At 61.2% G+C, this 13,046-nt stretch carries 10 protein-coding genes; 8 read left to right on the top strand and 2 right to left on the bottom strand.

The window, feature by feature from the left end; all coding sequences use genetic code 11:
- Positions 1 to 10: 10 nt before the first annotated feature.
- The gene (locus tag BW978_RS16455; RefSeq protein WP_076396927.1) at positions 11 to 1,516 is read right to left on the bottom strand and encodes a UxaA family hydrolase; all 1,506 of its coding nucleotides are present in this window, start codon (positions 1,514 to 1,516) and stop codon (positions 11 to 13) included.
- 248 nt (positions 1,517 to 1,764) lie between these two features.
- On the opposite strand from BW978_RS16455, the gene BW978_RS16450 reads away from it, so the two are divergent.
- Positions 1,765 to 2,652 carry a GntR family transcriptional regulator gene (locus BW978_RS16450; RefSeq protein ID WP_076396926.1) on the top strand — a complete coding sequence of 296 codons (888 nt, stop codon included), beginning with the start codon at positions 1,765 to 1,767 and terminating at the stop codon, positions 2,650 to 2,652.
- Between the two features lie 3 nt (positions 2,653 to 2,655).
- Positions 2,656 to 3,744: a mannitol dehydrogenase family protein gene (locus tag BW978_RS16445; RefSeq protein WP_076396925.1), complete on the top strand. Its 1,089-nt coding sequence runs from the start codon at positions 2,656 to 2,658 to the stop codon at positions 3,742 to 3,744.
- Positions 3,745 to 3,756: 12 nt separating this feature from the next.
- Here the strand turns inward: BW978_RS16445 and BW978_RS16440 are convergent, their stop codons facing one another.
- Positions 3,757 to 4,659, bottom strand: coding sequence for a helix-turn-helix domain-containing protein (locus BW978_RS16440; protein ID WP_280173597.1), 903 nt, complete (start codon positions 4,657 to 4,659; stop codon positions 3,757 to 3,759).
- 171 nt (positions 4,660 to 4,830) lie between these two features.
- On the opposite strand from BW978_RS16440, the gene BW978_RS16435 reads away from it, so the two are divergent.
- The 6 genes from BW978_RS16435 to BW978_RS16410 all read left to right on the top strand — a co-directional run bounded on the left by BW978_RS16435 (position 4,831) and on the right by BW978_RS16410 (position 13,026).
- Entirely contained in the window at positions 4,831 to 6,063 is a 1,233-nt protein-coding gene (locus BW978_RS16435) for an ABC transporter substrate-binding protein (protein ID WP_076396923.1), read from the top strand.
- 86 nt (positions 6,064 to 6,149) lie between these two features.
- Entirely contained in the window at positions 6,150 to 7,058 is a 909-nt protein-coding gene (locus BW978_RS16430; protein WP_076396922.1) for a carbohydrate ABC transporter permease, read from the top strand.
- A complete protein-coding gene (locus BW978_RS16425) occupies positions 7,058 to 7,909 on the top strand; it encodes a carbohydrate ABC transporter permease (protein ID WP_076396921.1) in 852 nt (283 codons plus the stop codon). Before BW978_RS16430 ends, BW978_RS16425 begins: the two co-directional genes overlap by 1 nt.
- Positions 7,906 to 10,011, top strand: coding sequence for an alpha-galactosidase (locus tag BW978_RS16420; protein ID WP_076396920.1), 2,106 nt, complete (start codon positions 7,906 to 7,908; stop codon positions 10,009 to 10,011). The genes BW978_RS16425 and BW978_RS16420 overlap by 4 nt, the downstream gene beginning before the upstream one ends.
- Complete coding sequence (ugpC, locus tag BW978_RS16415; protein ID WP_076396919.1) at positions 10,004 to 11,095, top strand: ABC transporter ATP-binding protein; 1,092 nt, start codon at positions 10,004 to 10,006, stop codon at positions 11,093 to 11,095. Before BW978_RS16420 ends, ugpC begins: the two co-directional genes overlap by 8 nt.
- Positions 11,095 to 13,026, top strand: a complete 1,932-nt coding sequence (locus tag BW978_RS16410) for a beta-galactosidase (RefSeq protein ID WP_076396918.1) — start codon at positions 11,095 to 11,097, stop codon at positions 13,024 to 13,026. The genes ugpC and BW978_RS16410 overlap by 1 nt, the downstream gene beginning before the upstream one ends.
- Positions 13,027 to 13,046 lie beyond the last annotated feature (20 nt).

Here is a 13,046-nt window from a genome sequence, read left to right as displayed (position 1 = left end):
GTTGTCGAGGTCAGAGCGTGGCACCGAGGTGCCACGGCACGAATTCGTTGTCGCCGTAACCGAAGAGTTCGCTCTTGGTTTTCTGGCCCGAGGCCGTCTCGATGATCAGATCGAAGATGTCGCGACCGAGCCCGAAGACGCTGGCGTCGCCCGTGGCGATGACGCCGCAGTCGATATCCATGTCCTCTTCCATCGACTTGTAGAGCGCGGTGTTGCTCGTCAGCTTGATGGACGGCACGGGCCGCGAGCCGAAGCAGGAGCCACGGCCTGTCGTAAACGCAATCACATTTGCGCCGCCTGCCACCTGGCCGGTCGCCGAAACCGGGTCGTAACCGGGCGTGTCCATGAAGACGAGGCCGTGTTCGGTGACGCGTTCCGCGTAATTGTAGACGGCGGTCAGGGGCGAGCGTCCGCCCTTGGCGACGGCGCCGAGCGACTTTTCTAGAATGGTGGTCAGGCCACCCTTCTTGTTGCCGGGCGAGGGATTGTTGTCGAGCGAGGCGCCATGCTGGGCGACATAAGCCTCCCACCAGGAGATCAGGCCGTCGAGCTTGACGGCAACGTCCTCGTTGACGGCGCGGCTGCGTAGGAGGTGTTCGGCGCCATAGATTTCCGAGGTCTCGGAGAGGATCGCCGTGCCACCGGCTCCTGCCAGAATATCGACAGCGACGCCGAGCGCCGGATTGGCCGTGATGCCCGAAAGGCCATCCGAGCCGCCGCATTGCAGGCCAACGATGATCTCGCTGACAGAGATTGGCTCGCGGCGCATCGTGCCGACTTCGGCTGCGATCTCCCTCAGAATGGAAAGAGCGTTCTCGACCGCGCGGCGCGAGCCGCCGGCGTCCTGGATGTTGAAGTGACGCTTGGAGGCGCCGGCGCCGCTCTGGCCGTAAAGCGTCAGCTGGTTGACTTCGCAGCCGAGGCCGACCATCAGCACGCCGCCGAAATTCACGTGTCTTGTGTAGCCGGCTATCGTTCTGTGCAGGGTGCGCATGCCGTCGCCGGTCGAGCTCATGCCGCAGCCCTGGTCATGGACGATCGGCACAAAGCCGTCGATGCCCTCGTAATGCGGCAGGATGGTGCGGTTCGCGGCATCCGCGATCGCGCGACAGACGGTGGTGGAACAGTTCACGCTGGCGATGATGCCGATGTAGTTGCGGGTCGCAGCGCGTCCATCGGCGCGGCGATAGCCCATGAAGGTGCGGCCCTTGTCGGCTGCGGTCGCCGTTTCGGGCTGGGCAAGGCCGCTCACCGAGAGGCGGTCTTCATCGAAGGCGAGATTGTGGGAATGGACGTGGTCGCCGGCTGCAATGTCCGTGGTCGCGCGGCCGATCGCCTGGGCATATTTGACGACAGGCTCACCCTGGCGGATGGCTCGAACCGCCACCTTGTGGCCAGGATCAATCTTCGCCGCTGCTGGCGCGCCGCCCGGCAGGACATGACCGGCTTCGATCGCAACAGTGGTCACGGCAACATTGTCGTCCTGCGACAGCAGGATGCAGGCTGGTTTCGACACCCGATGTTTCTCCCATATGTCCGGCGGTACCGGATCCTGTGTTTTGTCTTTTATCGGCAATAGACAGTTTCTCGTCAATGGGTATGATATCGATAAAGAACAATTTGCTCTGATCAGGAGCGGGAGGTTTAGACCCAGACCACGAGGAGGCAGGGCTACCGCAATCGGTGGTTTCCGTTGCGCGAAGCTACGTCTTGCGCCAAGAGGCAAGAGACCGAAGCGCCAGATAACATCAACCAGGCAGAGCCATGGCCAAGCAGAACACCGTCTTCAAGGACGCCTACAACCGCACGCTGAAACTGATCGAGGAGACGGATACACTTCCCTCGGAGCCGGAGCTTTGCGGTCTGCTCAGCGTCAGCCGGACGACGGTGCGTGCAGTGCTGACGCGGCTCGGCGAGGTCGGTCTGGTGGCATGGGACAAGCGCTCCAAGACGGTGCTGCGCAGGCCGGGGCAAGGCGACTATTTCCCGGACGAGGAAACCAATTCGCTGTCGGAGATCATCGAGCGAAGCTTCATGCGCCGGATTCTGGCGGGGGGCGCGCAGCCGGGCATGCAGATCAACGAGCTGGAGCTTGCCCGCGAGATCGGTATCGGAACGACCAGCGTGCGGGAATTCCTCATCCGCTTCAGCCGCTTCGGGTTGATAGAGAAACGGCCGAACAGCCATTGGGTGCTCAAGGGCTTCACCCGTGAGTTTGCGCTCGAACTCACCGAAGTCCGCGAGATGTTCGAACTGCGCTCTGCGGCCGCTTTCGTCGATCTGGCGGCGGATCATCCGGCCTGGGCGGAGTTGAAGGCCGTCGAGGCACAGCACCATGCATTGTTGGCCGATATCGACAACCGCTACATGGAATTTTCCGAGCTCGACGAGCGTTTTCACCTGCTCGTCCAGAAGGCCTCGAGCAACCGCTTCATCATCGATTTCTACGACATCATCGCGATCGTCTTCCACTACCACTACCAGTGGAACAAGACGAATGCGCGGGCGCGCAACCAGCGAGCGCTGGAAGAGCATCTCGACTACATCAGCGCGCTCTTTTCCCGTGATCCGGCAGCGATCCAGAAAGCCTGCCGGCAGCACCTGAAATCGGCGCGCGAAACATTGCTGCAATCCATCCAGGAGCCTGCCTGAGCCATGACGACGCCCATCCTGCAATTCGGCACGAGCCGATTTCTCCAGGCGCATGCCGATCTCTTCGTCAGCGAGGCCATGGAGGCAGGGAGGGCACTGGGGCCGATTACCGTGGTGCAAACATCGGGTGATCCGGCACGCGCCGGACGGATCGGGGCGCTGTCGGCGCCGGAGGGCTTCCCGGTGATCATCCGAGGGCTGGAGGATGGGAAACCGGTCGAGCGTGCGCTTCGGGTACGATCTGTGGTGCGATCTCTTTCGACGTCCAGTGACTGGGCCGAGGTCAAGCGGGTGTTCGTCGAGGAGGCGAGGGTCGTGATCAGCAATACCGGAGATACGGGTTATTCCCTGTTTGACGGTGACAGCGTCGATGGCGTGCCACGCTCCTTCCCGATGAAACTTCTGGCGCTTCTCCATGCGCGGTTTCGGGATGGCCGGATGCCATTGACCATTCTGCCTTGCGAACTTGTTTCCCGAAACGGTCAGGTGCTTCGGCAGTTGGTGGTCGAGCTCGCCAGCCGGCACACGCCCGACGCAACGTTCGTCTCCTGGCTCTCCGAGCGGGTCATCTGGGCAAATACGCTCGTCGACCGCATCGTGTCGGAGCCGATCGAGCCGGCTGGGGCGATTGCTGAGCCCTATGCGATCTGGGCGATCGAACGCCAGTCAGGGTTGACGCTGCCCTGCGAGCACCGTTGCGTCAAGGTCGTCGATGATCTGACGCCGTACGAGCGGCTGAAGCTGCACATCCTCAACCTCGGCCATACGGTTCTGGCCGAGCGCTGGCTGACAGACGGCCGATCGGACGCGGAATGCGTGAAAGATATTCTTGCCGACGCCGCGATCCGGTCGGAACTTGAGTTGATCTACCGAGAAGAGGTTGTCCCTGGTTTTCGCCGGCATGGTCTTGGCGACGAGGCCGAGGCCTATGTCGCGACCACGCTCGAGCGTTTTCTCAATCCCTATCTGGACCACAGACTGCGCGATATCGCCGGCAACCATGCAGAAAAAATCGTTCGCCGCATCATCGGTTTCCAGGACTGGTGCCCTGGCGCCCCCATGCCCAGGCTTTCGGCCATCGCCGGGCGCTGACCGAAGGCGGGCTCAGGCCGGGGGCAGCCCTTTCGAGCGCATGCGGCGTCGAAACGCCTTGGGCTTTTCGACGAAGCGTTCATTGAAGGCCTCGTAAAAACGAGAAACCGAACCGAAGCCGCTTTCGAAGGCGACATCGGTGATCGAGAGATCGGTCGAGATCAGCAGCGATTGAGCCGTATCGAGGCGATGGCGCACGATCGCCTGGTTGATCGTGTGGCCCACGGCGCGCTTGAAGATCGACATGGCGTAGTTCGGGTGAAGGCCCACCGCATTGCCCACGTCATCTGCGGAGATGTTTTCGAGCGCATGTTCGGCGATGAAGCGCAGCATGCGCTCGATGTGTTCGACGCGCTCGCTGTCATTGGGGTTGAAGCTCGCGATCGCCGAGCCTTCCTCGCGCAGATCCCGCCAGCCGTCGCGCTCGATCCTGAGAACGCGCGCGGTCAATTCGTTTCGCACAATCTCGGTCAGGTTCTCGTCGCCAGCCAGAAGTTCCTCGCGCCAGCGCTGAAAGATATCACGGTCCCAGGAACGGATCTCGAGCGCTTCGATCATCGCGCCGCGAAACACGGCATCGCGGAAACGGCTGAGATTTGCCAGGCCGAGGAAGACGGACATTGGCACGTAGAGGCAGACGAATCGTGTGCCTTCCTGTCGATCGATCACTTGATGCGGGATCATGCCCCAGAACAGGCAAAGCCGTCCCTCGTCCACCGTCAATTCACGGCCATCGAACCAGTAGGTCATGTGGCCGGATAGAACGAAGTTGAGCTCGATCTGGCTGTGCATGTGCGGGCCTGCCATGCGCTGAACCGCCAGGTTCTCGCCCGCGCAAAAACGGTGATCGCCGAAGATGACCAGCGGGTGTCGCGGGTCATGATCCGGATGGACCGGGACGGACTCGTCGTGCAATAGGGGCTTCACATGTTCCAAATCTTAGGATCCCGGAAAACTTCCGCAAAAACTCGGTAGATTATTACGGGTTTGAATCGGATGATCAAGCAGAGCTGAGAAATCCGCTCCGGTGGGATCCGGGGCTAGAGCTCCGGAAATGCCATGCATAACGGTCATAGGGAGGAAAACATGACCTTTTTCAAAAGCCTGAGCGCGATCGCTCTGGGTGCAGTCCTGCTGTCGTCCACCGCGTTCGCCGGTGAAATCGTCCTCAACTCGAATCATTCCGACCCGGCGCCGAAAAAGGCGATCGAGGATCTGATCGCGGATTTCCAGGCAGCCAATCCCGACATCACGGTCAAGTGGAACAATTTCGACCACGAGGGCTACAAGTCCGCGATCCGCAACTTCCTGACCGCCGATGCGCCTGACGTCGTTGCCTGGTTCGCTGGTAACCGGATGGAGCCTTTCGTCCGCGCTGGGCTTTTTGAAGACGTGACCGATGTCTGGGAGGCCAATGGTCTGAACGACCATCTGAAGTCTGCTGCGCCTTCGATGACCATCGACGGAAAGAAGTGGGGCGTTCCCTATACCTATTACCAGTGGGGCATCTATTACCGTAAGGACATCTTCGCTGAGCAAGGCATCGAGCCGCCGAAGACCTGGGCGGAGTTCCTGGCGGCCAGCGAAAAGCTGAAGTCCGCCGGCATTACCCCGATCACCATCGGCACCAAGGCACTCTGGCCGACGGGCGGCTGGTTCGACTATCTGAACCTGCGCGTCAACGGCTACGAATTCCACATGGAGCTGACCTCGGGCAAGGTTCCCTACACCGACCCGCGCGTGAAGGCCGTGTTCGAAAAGTGGGGCGAGCTGGTCAATGCCGGCTACTTCAACGAAAACCATGCCGCCATCGACTGGCAGGATGCCATCCCGCAGATGGTCCAAGGCAAGGCTGCCATGTATCTGATGGGCAACTTCGCCGTTGCCACGATGAAGGACGGTGGTTTGACCGAAGACCAGATCGGCTTCATGCAGTTCCCGGAAATTACGGCTGGAATTCCGATGTCGGAAGAGGCGCCGACGGACACCTTCCACATCCCGTCGGGTGCGAAGAACAAGGAAGATGCGAAGAAGTTCCTCGCTTTCGTTGCTTCGCCGGCCGCGCAGTCGAAGATGAACGCCACGCTTGGCCAGCTGCCGGTGAACAACCAGTCGGAAAAGCCGGCTGATCCGTTCCTCCAGGCCGGTTTCGAGATGCTGTCGAACGCCCATGCCTTGGCACAGTTCTACGATCGCGATGCCGATCCAGAAATGGCAAAGGCTGGCATGGAAGGCTTCCAGGAGTTCATGGTCAAGCCTGAGCGTCTGGACGCCATCCTGGAGCGCCTCGAAAAGGTTCGCGCCCGCGTCTACAAGTAAGCCATAGAGCTCCCTGCGCCGGGTGCTGTGGGTCTCCCTGGGCCCATGGCATCCGGTTGCCGTTCCCATCCTTCAGAGGTGCCGCCATGAGCAACACCGTTTCCCCGGCTTCCGGTTTCTGGAAGCGCAATCAGCAGACGCTCGCGCCGATTCTTTTCCTTGCGCCCGGCATGCTGATGTTCGTGATCTATGTTCTGGTCCCGATCTTTCAGTCGATCTGGATCAGCTTCCACGATTGGGACGGCCTTGGCGCCATGACCTGGATCGGGGTCGGCAATTACGTCGAATTGCTCGATGACGATTCCTTCTACGTCTCGCTCGAAAACAATCTCATCTGGCTGGTTCTATACCTTCTTGCGATCCCGGCGGGTCTGGCGGTCGCGCTGTTCCTCAACCAGACGGTCACCGGCATTCGGCTCTATAAGTCGTTGTTCTTCTTCCCCTTCGTGATCAGTCAGGTGGTTGTCGGCCTGATGTTCACCTGGTTCTACGCGCCCGACTTCGGACTGTTTTCCAAGCTGTTGGAAATGGTTACCGGCGAACAATTCGCCGTACTCGCCGACGAGCGCTTCGTGACCTATGGCATCATCGTCGCCGGTCTCTGGCCGCAGACGGCCTATTGCATGATCCTCTATCTGACCGGTCTCAACAACATCAATCCGGAACAGGTGGAGGCCGCGCGCATGGACGGCGCCAAGGGCCTGAAGCTGCTGTGGTACGTCATCCTGCCGCAACTTGCGCCGGCCACCTTCATTGCCATGGTCGTGACCGTCATCGGCTCGCTGCGCTCCTTCGACCTCGTCTCCATCATGACCGCCGGCGGCCCCTACGGATCGAGCCAGGTGTTGTCCTACTTCATGTATGAGCAGGCGCTCTCGGAATACGGCTTCCGCATGGGTTACGGCGCTTCGATCGCGGTCGTGCTCTTCCTGATCATGATGGTGTTCATCTCGCTCTTCATCGTCCGCATGCTCGCCCAGGAAAGGAACGCCTGATGTTCCCCACTCCGATCCAGAAGGCCTCGCCATTTGCGCAGACGGCCTACAAGATCCTGCTGCCGGTGGCGCTCGTCCTCTGGCTTTTGCCGCTGATCGGCGTTGCGATCACCTCGGTTCGTCCGGCCGGCGACTTGGCTGCCGGCAACTACTTCGGCATTCCTTCTGGCTTTGCCGGTTTCGAGAACTATTCGGCCGTCTTCAACAACTCGCCGATCGGCTACTACATCCTGAATTCGTTCAAGGTGACGATTCCGACGGTGATCGGCGCGGTGACGCTCTCCTGCCTGACCGGATTTGCGCTGGCGGTCTACAAGTTCAAGGGCAATCTGATCCTGTTCTTCATGTTCGTCGCCGGCAATTTCATCCCGTTCCAGATCCTTATGGTTCCGGTTCGCGACATGACGCTGCGCGCCGGTCTTTACGACACGACCATGGGCCTCGTGCTCTTCCATGTCGCCTTCCAGACCGGTTTCTGCACGCTCTTCATGCGCAACTTCATCAAGGGCCTGCCGTTTGCGCTGATTGAATCGGCGCGCGTCGAGGGTGTCTCCGAATGGCGGATCTTCCGTTACATCGTGCTGCCCCTGATGCGTCCGGCGATCGCTGCCTTGTCCGTGCTGATCTTCACCTTCGTCTGGAACGATTACTTCTGGGCGACGGTCCTGGTGCAGGGCCAGCACGCCATGCCGGTGACGGCGGGTCTCTATTCGCTAAACGGCCAGTGGGTTGCCGCATGGCATCTCGTATCCGCGGGATCGATCGTTGCGGCCCTGCCGCCGGTCGCGATGTTCTTTCTCATGCAGCGCCACTTTATTGCCGGCCTCACACTCGGAGCGACCAAGGGATGAGTGAAATCGTCATCATCGATTCAGGCCAGCTGGCGCTGACCCTCCGCCTGCCGGCGCTTGGCATGCCGGAGATCCTGTCCTTCGGGGCGGAGCCTGTGGAAGCCGATCCCCTGTTCGAGATCGAGCGCTCCAGTCGCGTGAACGGCATGGATGTGGCCGTGCCCTCGAACGTGCTCCTGCCGACGGGTGGCATGGGCTTTTTCGGTTGGCCTGCGATCGCGGGGCACCGTCGCGGCCGCGACTTTGTCGCCCAGTTCGCCAATTGGGAGTACTTCCGGGATGGGCACCAGACCATTCTCGCTGGTCTCGACCCCGTGGCCAATCTCGCACTCTCGATCACGCTCACTGCCCATCCGTCAGGCCTCATATCCATGGCGACGAAGCTGACCAATCGCGGCGAGACGGATTATCAGCTCGACCGCTGCATGGCCGGCACCTTCCTGGCGCCTGCGGGTGATGTGCAGGTGATGAGCTTCACCGGCATCTGGGGTCGCGAATTCCAGACGCGGCGCGAGCTGCTCGGCAATGGCACCTGGATCCAGGAAAATCGTCGCGGTCGTACCTCGCATGATCGCTTCCCGATGATGTTCATCGAAAGCGAGACCCAGATCTTCGGCGTCACGCTTGGCTTCAGCGGTAACCACCAGATGGTGATTGACCGGACCGATGACGGCCGGCGCCTCGTGCATCTCGGTGAGCTGTTCGAACCGGGTGAGATCATCCTTGGTCCGGGCGAAAGCTATGAAAGCCCGATTGCCTATGCAGGCGCGGATACCGAAGACTTCCATGCCTTCGTTCGCGAGGAGCTGACGACCTGGCCAGATGGTCGGATGGCGCCGCGCCCGGTGACGCTCAACACCTGGGAAGGCAATTACTTCGATCACCAGATGGATTCGCTCAAAGCCCAGGCAACAGCGGCCGCCGAACTTGGCATCGAGCGCTTCGTGCTCGACGACGGCTGGTTCGGCAAGCGCGACAACGACACCACGAGCCTTGGGGACTGGGATATCGATGCGCGCAAATATCCAGATGGCCTGAAGCCGCTGGTCGATCATGTCACAGGGCTCGGCATGCAGTTCGGCATCTGGTTCGAGCCGGAGATGGTAAACCCGGTTTCTGAGCTCTACAAGGCGCATCCCGACTGGGCGCTGACGATCGAAGGGCGTCCAATTCTGGAATCGCGCACCCAGCTTGTGCTGGATCTGACCCGCCCCGAAGTCTCCGACTATCTCTTCGGCAAGATCGACGAGGTGCTGTCCGACCATACCATCTCCTACATCAAGTGGGACATGAACCGCGATCTGACGCATGCGGCTGGTCGCGATGGCAAGGCGAAGACTGCCGCCCAGACCCGTGCCGTCTATGCGCTGATGGACCGCATTCGTGCCGCTCATCCCAATGTCGAAATCGAAAGCTGCGCCTCTGGTGGCGGACGCATCGATTACGGTGCCTTGAAGCGCACCCATCGTGTCTGGACGTCCGATTGCACGGATGCGCTGGAGCGGCTGGAAATCCAGCGCGGCGCTTCGGTCTTCGTGCCGCCGGAAATCCTCGGCAGCCATATCTCGGCCTCGCCGAACCACCAGACCGGTCGTCGCCATACGCTTGCCTTCCGGGCCCTGGTGGCGATCGCCTATCATCTCGGTGTCGAGCTCAATCCGCTCGAACTCACCGATGAAGAGCGCGACGAACTCAAGGTCTATATCGAGACCTACAAACGGCTGCGCGATCTCTTCCACGCGCCGGGCGCCAGCTTCCGCATGGAGCCGCTTGACGGTCGCTATATCTGGGGTGCCGCTTCCGCCGACAAGATCGTGCTCATCGTTGCCCAGGGTCCGCAGATGGTGGGCGAACAGCCGGCACCTCTGCGTCTGCCCGATGAGGTCACCCAGTTCGGTGGCCAGTGGCGGATCAAGACCGTGCTGCCGGCAGAACCGCAATTCATCCGTATCTCCGAGGGCCAGAAAGCGCTGCTTTCCGGTGCTGTCACCTTCGCGCTTTCCAGTGCCGGACTTGCCGGCCTGCCGCTGCCGATGCTGACGCCCGAAAGCGCGCTTCTCCTCGAACTCGAACCGATCAAGGGAGGCAAGACCCATGGCTGACGTAAGCCTGCGTGGCGTCAAGAAACAGTTCGGCGCGCTCAGCGTCATCAAGGGTGTGGATCTCGACGTCAAGGACGGTGAGTTCTGCGTTTTCGTCGGCCCGTCAGGCTGCGGCAAGTCCACGCTTCTGCGAATGATTGCCGGCCTGGAAGACATTACCGCCGGTGCTTTGTCGATCGCTGGCCAGGACATGACAAGCATCGGCCCGTCCGAGCGCGGTGTTGCCATGGTTTTCCAGTCCTATGCGCTTTACCCGCACATGACGGTCGAGGAGAACATCGGCTTCGGTCTGAAGATGACCGGGCATCCGAAAGCGATGATCGCGGAACGCACCGCGATCGCCGCCAAGATGCTGCAGCTAGAGCCGCTTTTGCAGCGCAAGCCTGGGCAGCTTTCCGGCGGCCAGCGCCAGCGCGTGGCGATCGGCCGCGCGATCGTGCGCAATCCGGAAGTCTTCCTGTTCGACGAACCGCTGTCGAACCTCGATGCGGCGCTGCGTGTCCAGATGCGCACGGAGCTTTCCAAGCTGCATCAGGACCTCAAGGCAACGATGATCTACGTCACCCATGACCAGGTCGAAGCGATGACCATGGCCGACAAGATCGTCGTGTTGTCGGCGGGCCAGATCGAGCAGGTCGGTTCGCCGCTCGAACTTTATCACCGCCCGAACAATCTCTTCGTCGCCGGCTTCATCGGCTCGCCGAAGATGAATTTCCTGAAGGTTCAGGCCTCGACTGCTGACGGTGTCGCCGTTGTGCGCCTGCCCGGCGTCGAGATCTCGATCCCGACGCATGGGGCGAGCGTTCCGGCCGGCGAACTGACCTTCGGCTTGCGGCCTGAGCATATTGACGCGACTGGCCAGGGTGATTTCGTCATCGAGGCGACGGTGAAACTCGCTGAATATCTGGGGTCGGAGACGCTGTTCTTCGTCACGCTTGCCGACGGTTCGGAACTTTCAGTCAAGGCCGATGGTCTGGCCAGCGAAAAGCCCGGCCAGACCTTGCGCCTCGGCATCAACGCCAAGGCCTGCCATCTGTTCGACAAGGACGGCAAGGCCGTCATCAATGGGGATCTGACACGATAATGCTGGGCGTCTGCTACTATCCGGAACACTGGGACGAAAGCCGGTGGCGAACCGACGCGCGCCGGATGCGCGAACTCGGCATTTCCTTTGTGCGTGTCGGTGAGTTTGCCTGGTCCCGCCTGGAGCCTTCGCGAGGTACCTTCACTTTCGAATGGCTCGACCGGGCGATCGACGTGCTGCATGAAGCGGGCCTGAAAGTCGTGCTGGGAACGCCGACCGCAACCCCGCCCAAGTGGCTGGTGGACGAATGCCCTGATATCCTTCCCTATGACGAGCAGGGCCGTCCGCGCGGCTTCGGCTCGCGCCGTCACTACACCTTCTCCTCGGAGACATGGTGGAAGGAAAGCGCCCGGATCGTCGAGATCGTCGCCAAGCGCTACGGGACCCATCCGGGCATCGTCGGCTGGCAGACGGACAATGAATATGGCTGCCACGATACGACCCTCTCCTGGGGGCCTGAGGATCTGAAGAGCTTTAAGCGCTGGCTGCGTCTGCGCTACCAGTCGACCGACCAGCTGAACGAAGCCTGGGGGTCGGTCTTCTGGTCTATGGAGCTCACAAGCTTCGAAGACGTGGCACTGCCGAACCTGACGGTAACGGAGCCGAACCCGGCTACGCGTCTCGACTTCTGGCGCTTCCATTCGGATCAGGTCGCAGCCTACGACAAGATGCAGTGCGAGGTCATCCGCAAGCATTCGCCCGACCGCTGGATCACCCACAACTTCATGGGCTTTGTCTCCGATTTCGACCACTTCAAGGTTGGTGACAATCTCGATCTGGCCTCGTGGGACAGCTATCCGATCGGCTTTGTCGAGAAGTTCCCCTTCACCGAAGAAGAGCGCAATCGCTGGGCCGAGACCTCGCATCCCGATATCGCGCCCTATCACCACGATCTCTACCGCGCCGTTGGCAAGGGGCGGTTCTGGGTGATGGAACAGCAGCCGGGTCCGGTGAACTGGGCGCCGTGGAACCCTGTGCCGAAGCCCGGCATGGTTCGGCTGTGGACCTGGGAAGCCCTGGCCCACGGGGCCGATGTCGTCAGCTATTTCCGCTGGCGTCAGGCACCCTTCGCGCAGGAACAGATGCATGCGGGTCTGAACCTGCCCGGTCTCGACGAGTGGTCGCCGGGCGGCAAGGAAGCCATGCAGGTTTCGGACGAACTCGCCGCCCTTGGCGCACTTCCCGAAACGAGCCAGGCACCCGTGGCGCTGGTCTTCGACTATCAGAGCTACTGGTCGACGATGATCCAGCCGCAGGGCAAGGATTTCCGCTACGAGGAACTCTGCTTCCGCTGGTATGAGGCCCTGCGCCATCTGGGCCTCAATGTCGATTTCGTCCGTCCCGGTGCGTCTCTCGAAGGCTATCCGCTGGTCGTCGTGCCGTGCATGACCGAAGTCACTGAAGCGGCGCGGGCCGAGCTCGAAAAGGCCAAAGGTGTCGTGGTGATCGGCGCACGCACGGGTTCGCGCGACCGCAATTTCCGCATCCCGGAAAACCTGCCGCCGGGTCCGCTCGGCAGCCTGACGGGCAATCGCGTGATCCAGGTTTCCTCGATGCGCCCCGGGCTCTCGGATGGCGTTTCCGGTGCGGTTTCGGGTCATGCGATCCGCTGGCGCGAATATCTGGAGACCTCGGCTTCAGTGCTTGCCACCTTCGACAATGGCGATCCGGCACTTACCGAGAAGGGCAATGTGCTCTATCTCGCCTGCTGGGCGGATGCTGGTCTCCTGGCCGAGGTGCTCGAGCTTGCAACGAAGAAGGCTGATGTCCCGACGCTGCGGGTTCCAGATACGATCCGCATCCGTCGCCGCGGTGATCTCGTCTTCGCCTTCAACTACGGAACGGAAGACTGGACGCTCCCCGAGGGTGCCGATCCGGTGCTTGGCGAGAGCGTCCTGAAACCGCAGGCCGTCGCCGCCTGGCGCGGGTAATTCCGAATGTTTGAAGGGCC

Source organism: Rhizobium sp. RU33A (genome assembly GCF_900156055.1).
In the GTDB taxonomy this organism is placed as follows: domain Bacteria; phylum Pseudomonadota; class Alphaproteobacteria; order Rhizobiales; family Rhizobiaceae; genus Allorhizobium.
This window is presented reverse-complemented; position numbering and strand designations above follow the sequence as displayed.

Coding starts and splice junctions, on each gene's coding strand:
- BW978_RS16450 (WP_076396926.1), top strand. CDS start 1,765: ATGGCCAAGCAGAACACCGTCTTCAAGGACGCCTACAACCGCACGCTG.
- BW978_RS16445 (WP_076396925.1), top strand. CDS start 2,656: ATGACGACGCCCATCCTGCAATTCGGCACGAGCCGATTTCTCCAGGCG.
- BW978_RS16435 (WP_076396923.1), top strand. CDS start 4,831: ATGACCTTTTTCAAAAGCCTGAGCGCGATCGCTCTGGGTGCAGTCCTG.
- BW978_RS16430 (WP_076396922.1), top strand. CDS start 6,150: ATGAGCAACACCGTTTCCCCGGCTTCCGGTTTCTGGAAGCGCAATCAG.
- BW978_RS16425 (WP_076396921.1), top strand. CDS start 7,058: ATGTTCCCCACTCCGATCCAGAAGGCCTCGCCATTTGCGCAGACGGCC.
- BW978_RS16420 (WP_076396920.1), top strand. CDS start 7,906: ATGAGTGAAATCGTCATCATCGATTCAGGCCAGCTGGCGCTGACCCTC.
- ugpC (WP_076396919.1), top strand. CDS start 10,004: ATGGCTGACGTAAGCCTGCGTGGCGTCAAGAAACAGTTCGGCGCGCTC.
- BW978_RS16410 (WP_076396918.1), top strand. CDS start 11,095: ATGCTGGGCGTCTGCTACTATCCGGAACACTGGGACGAAAGCCGGTGG.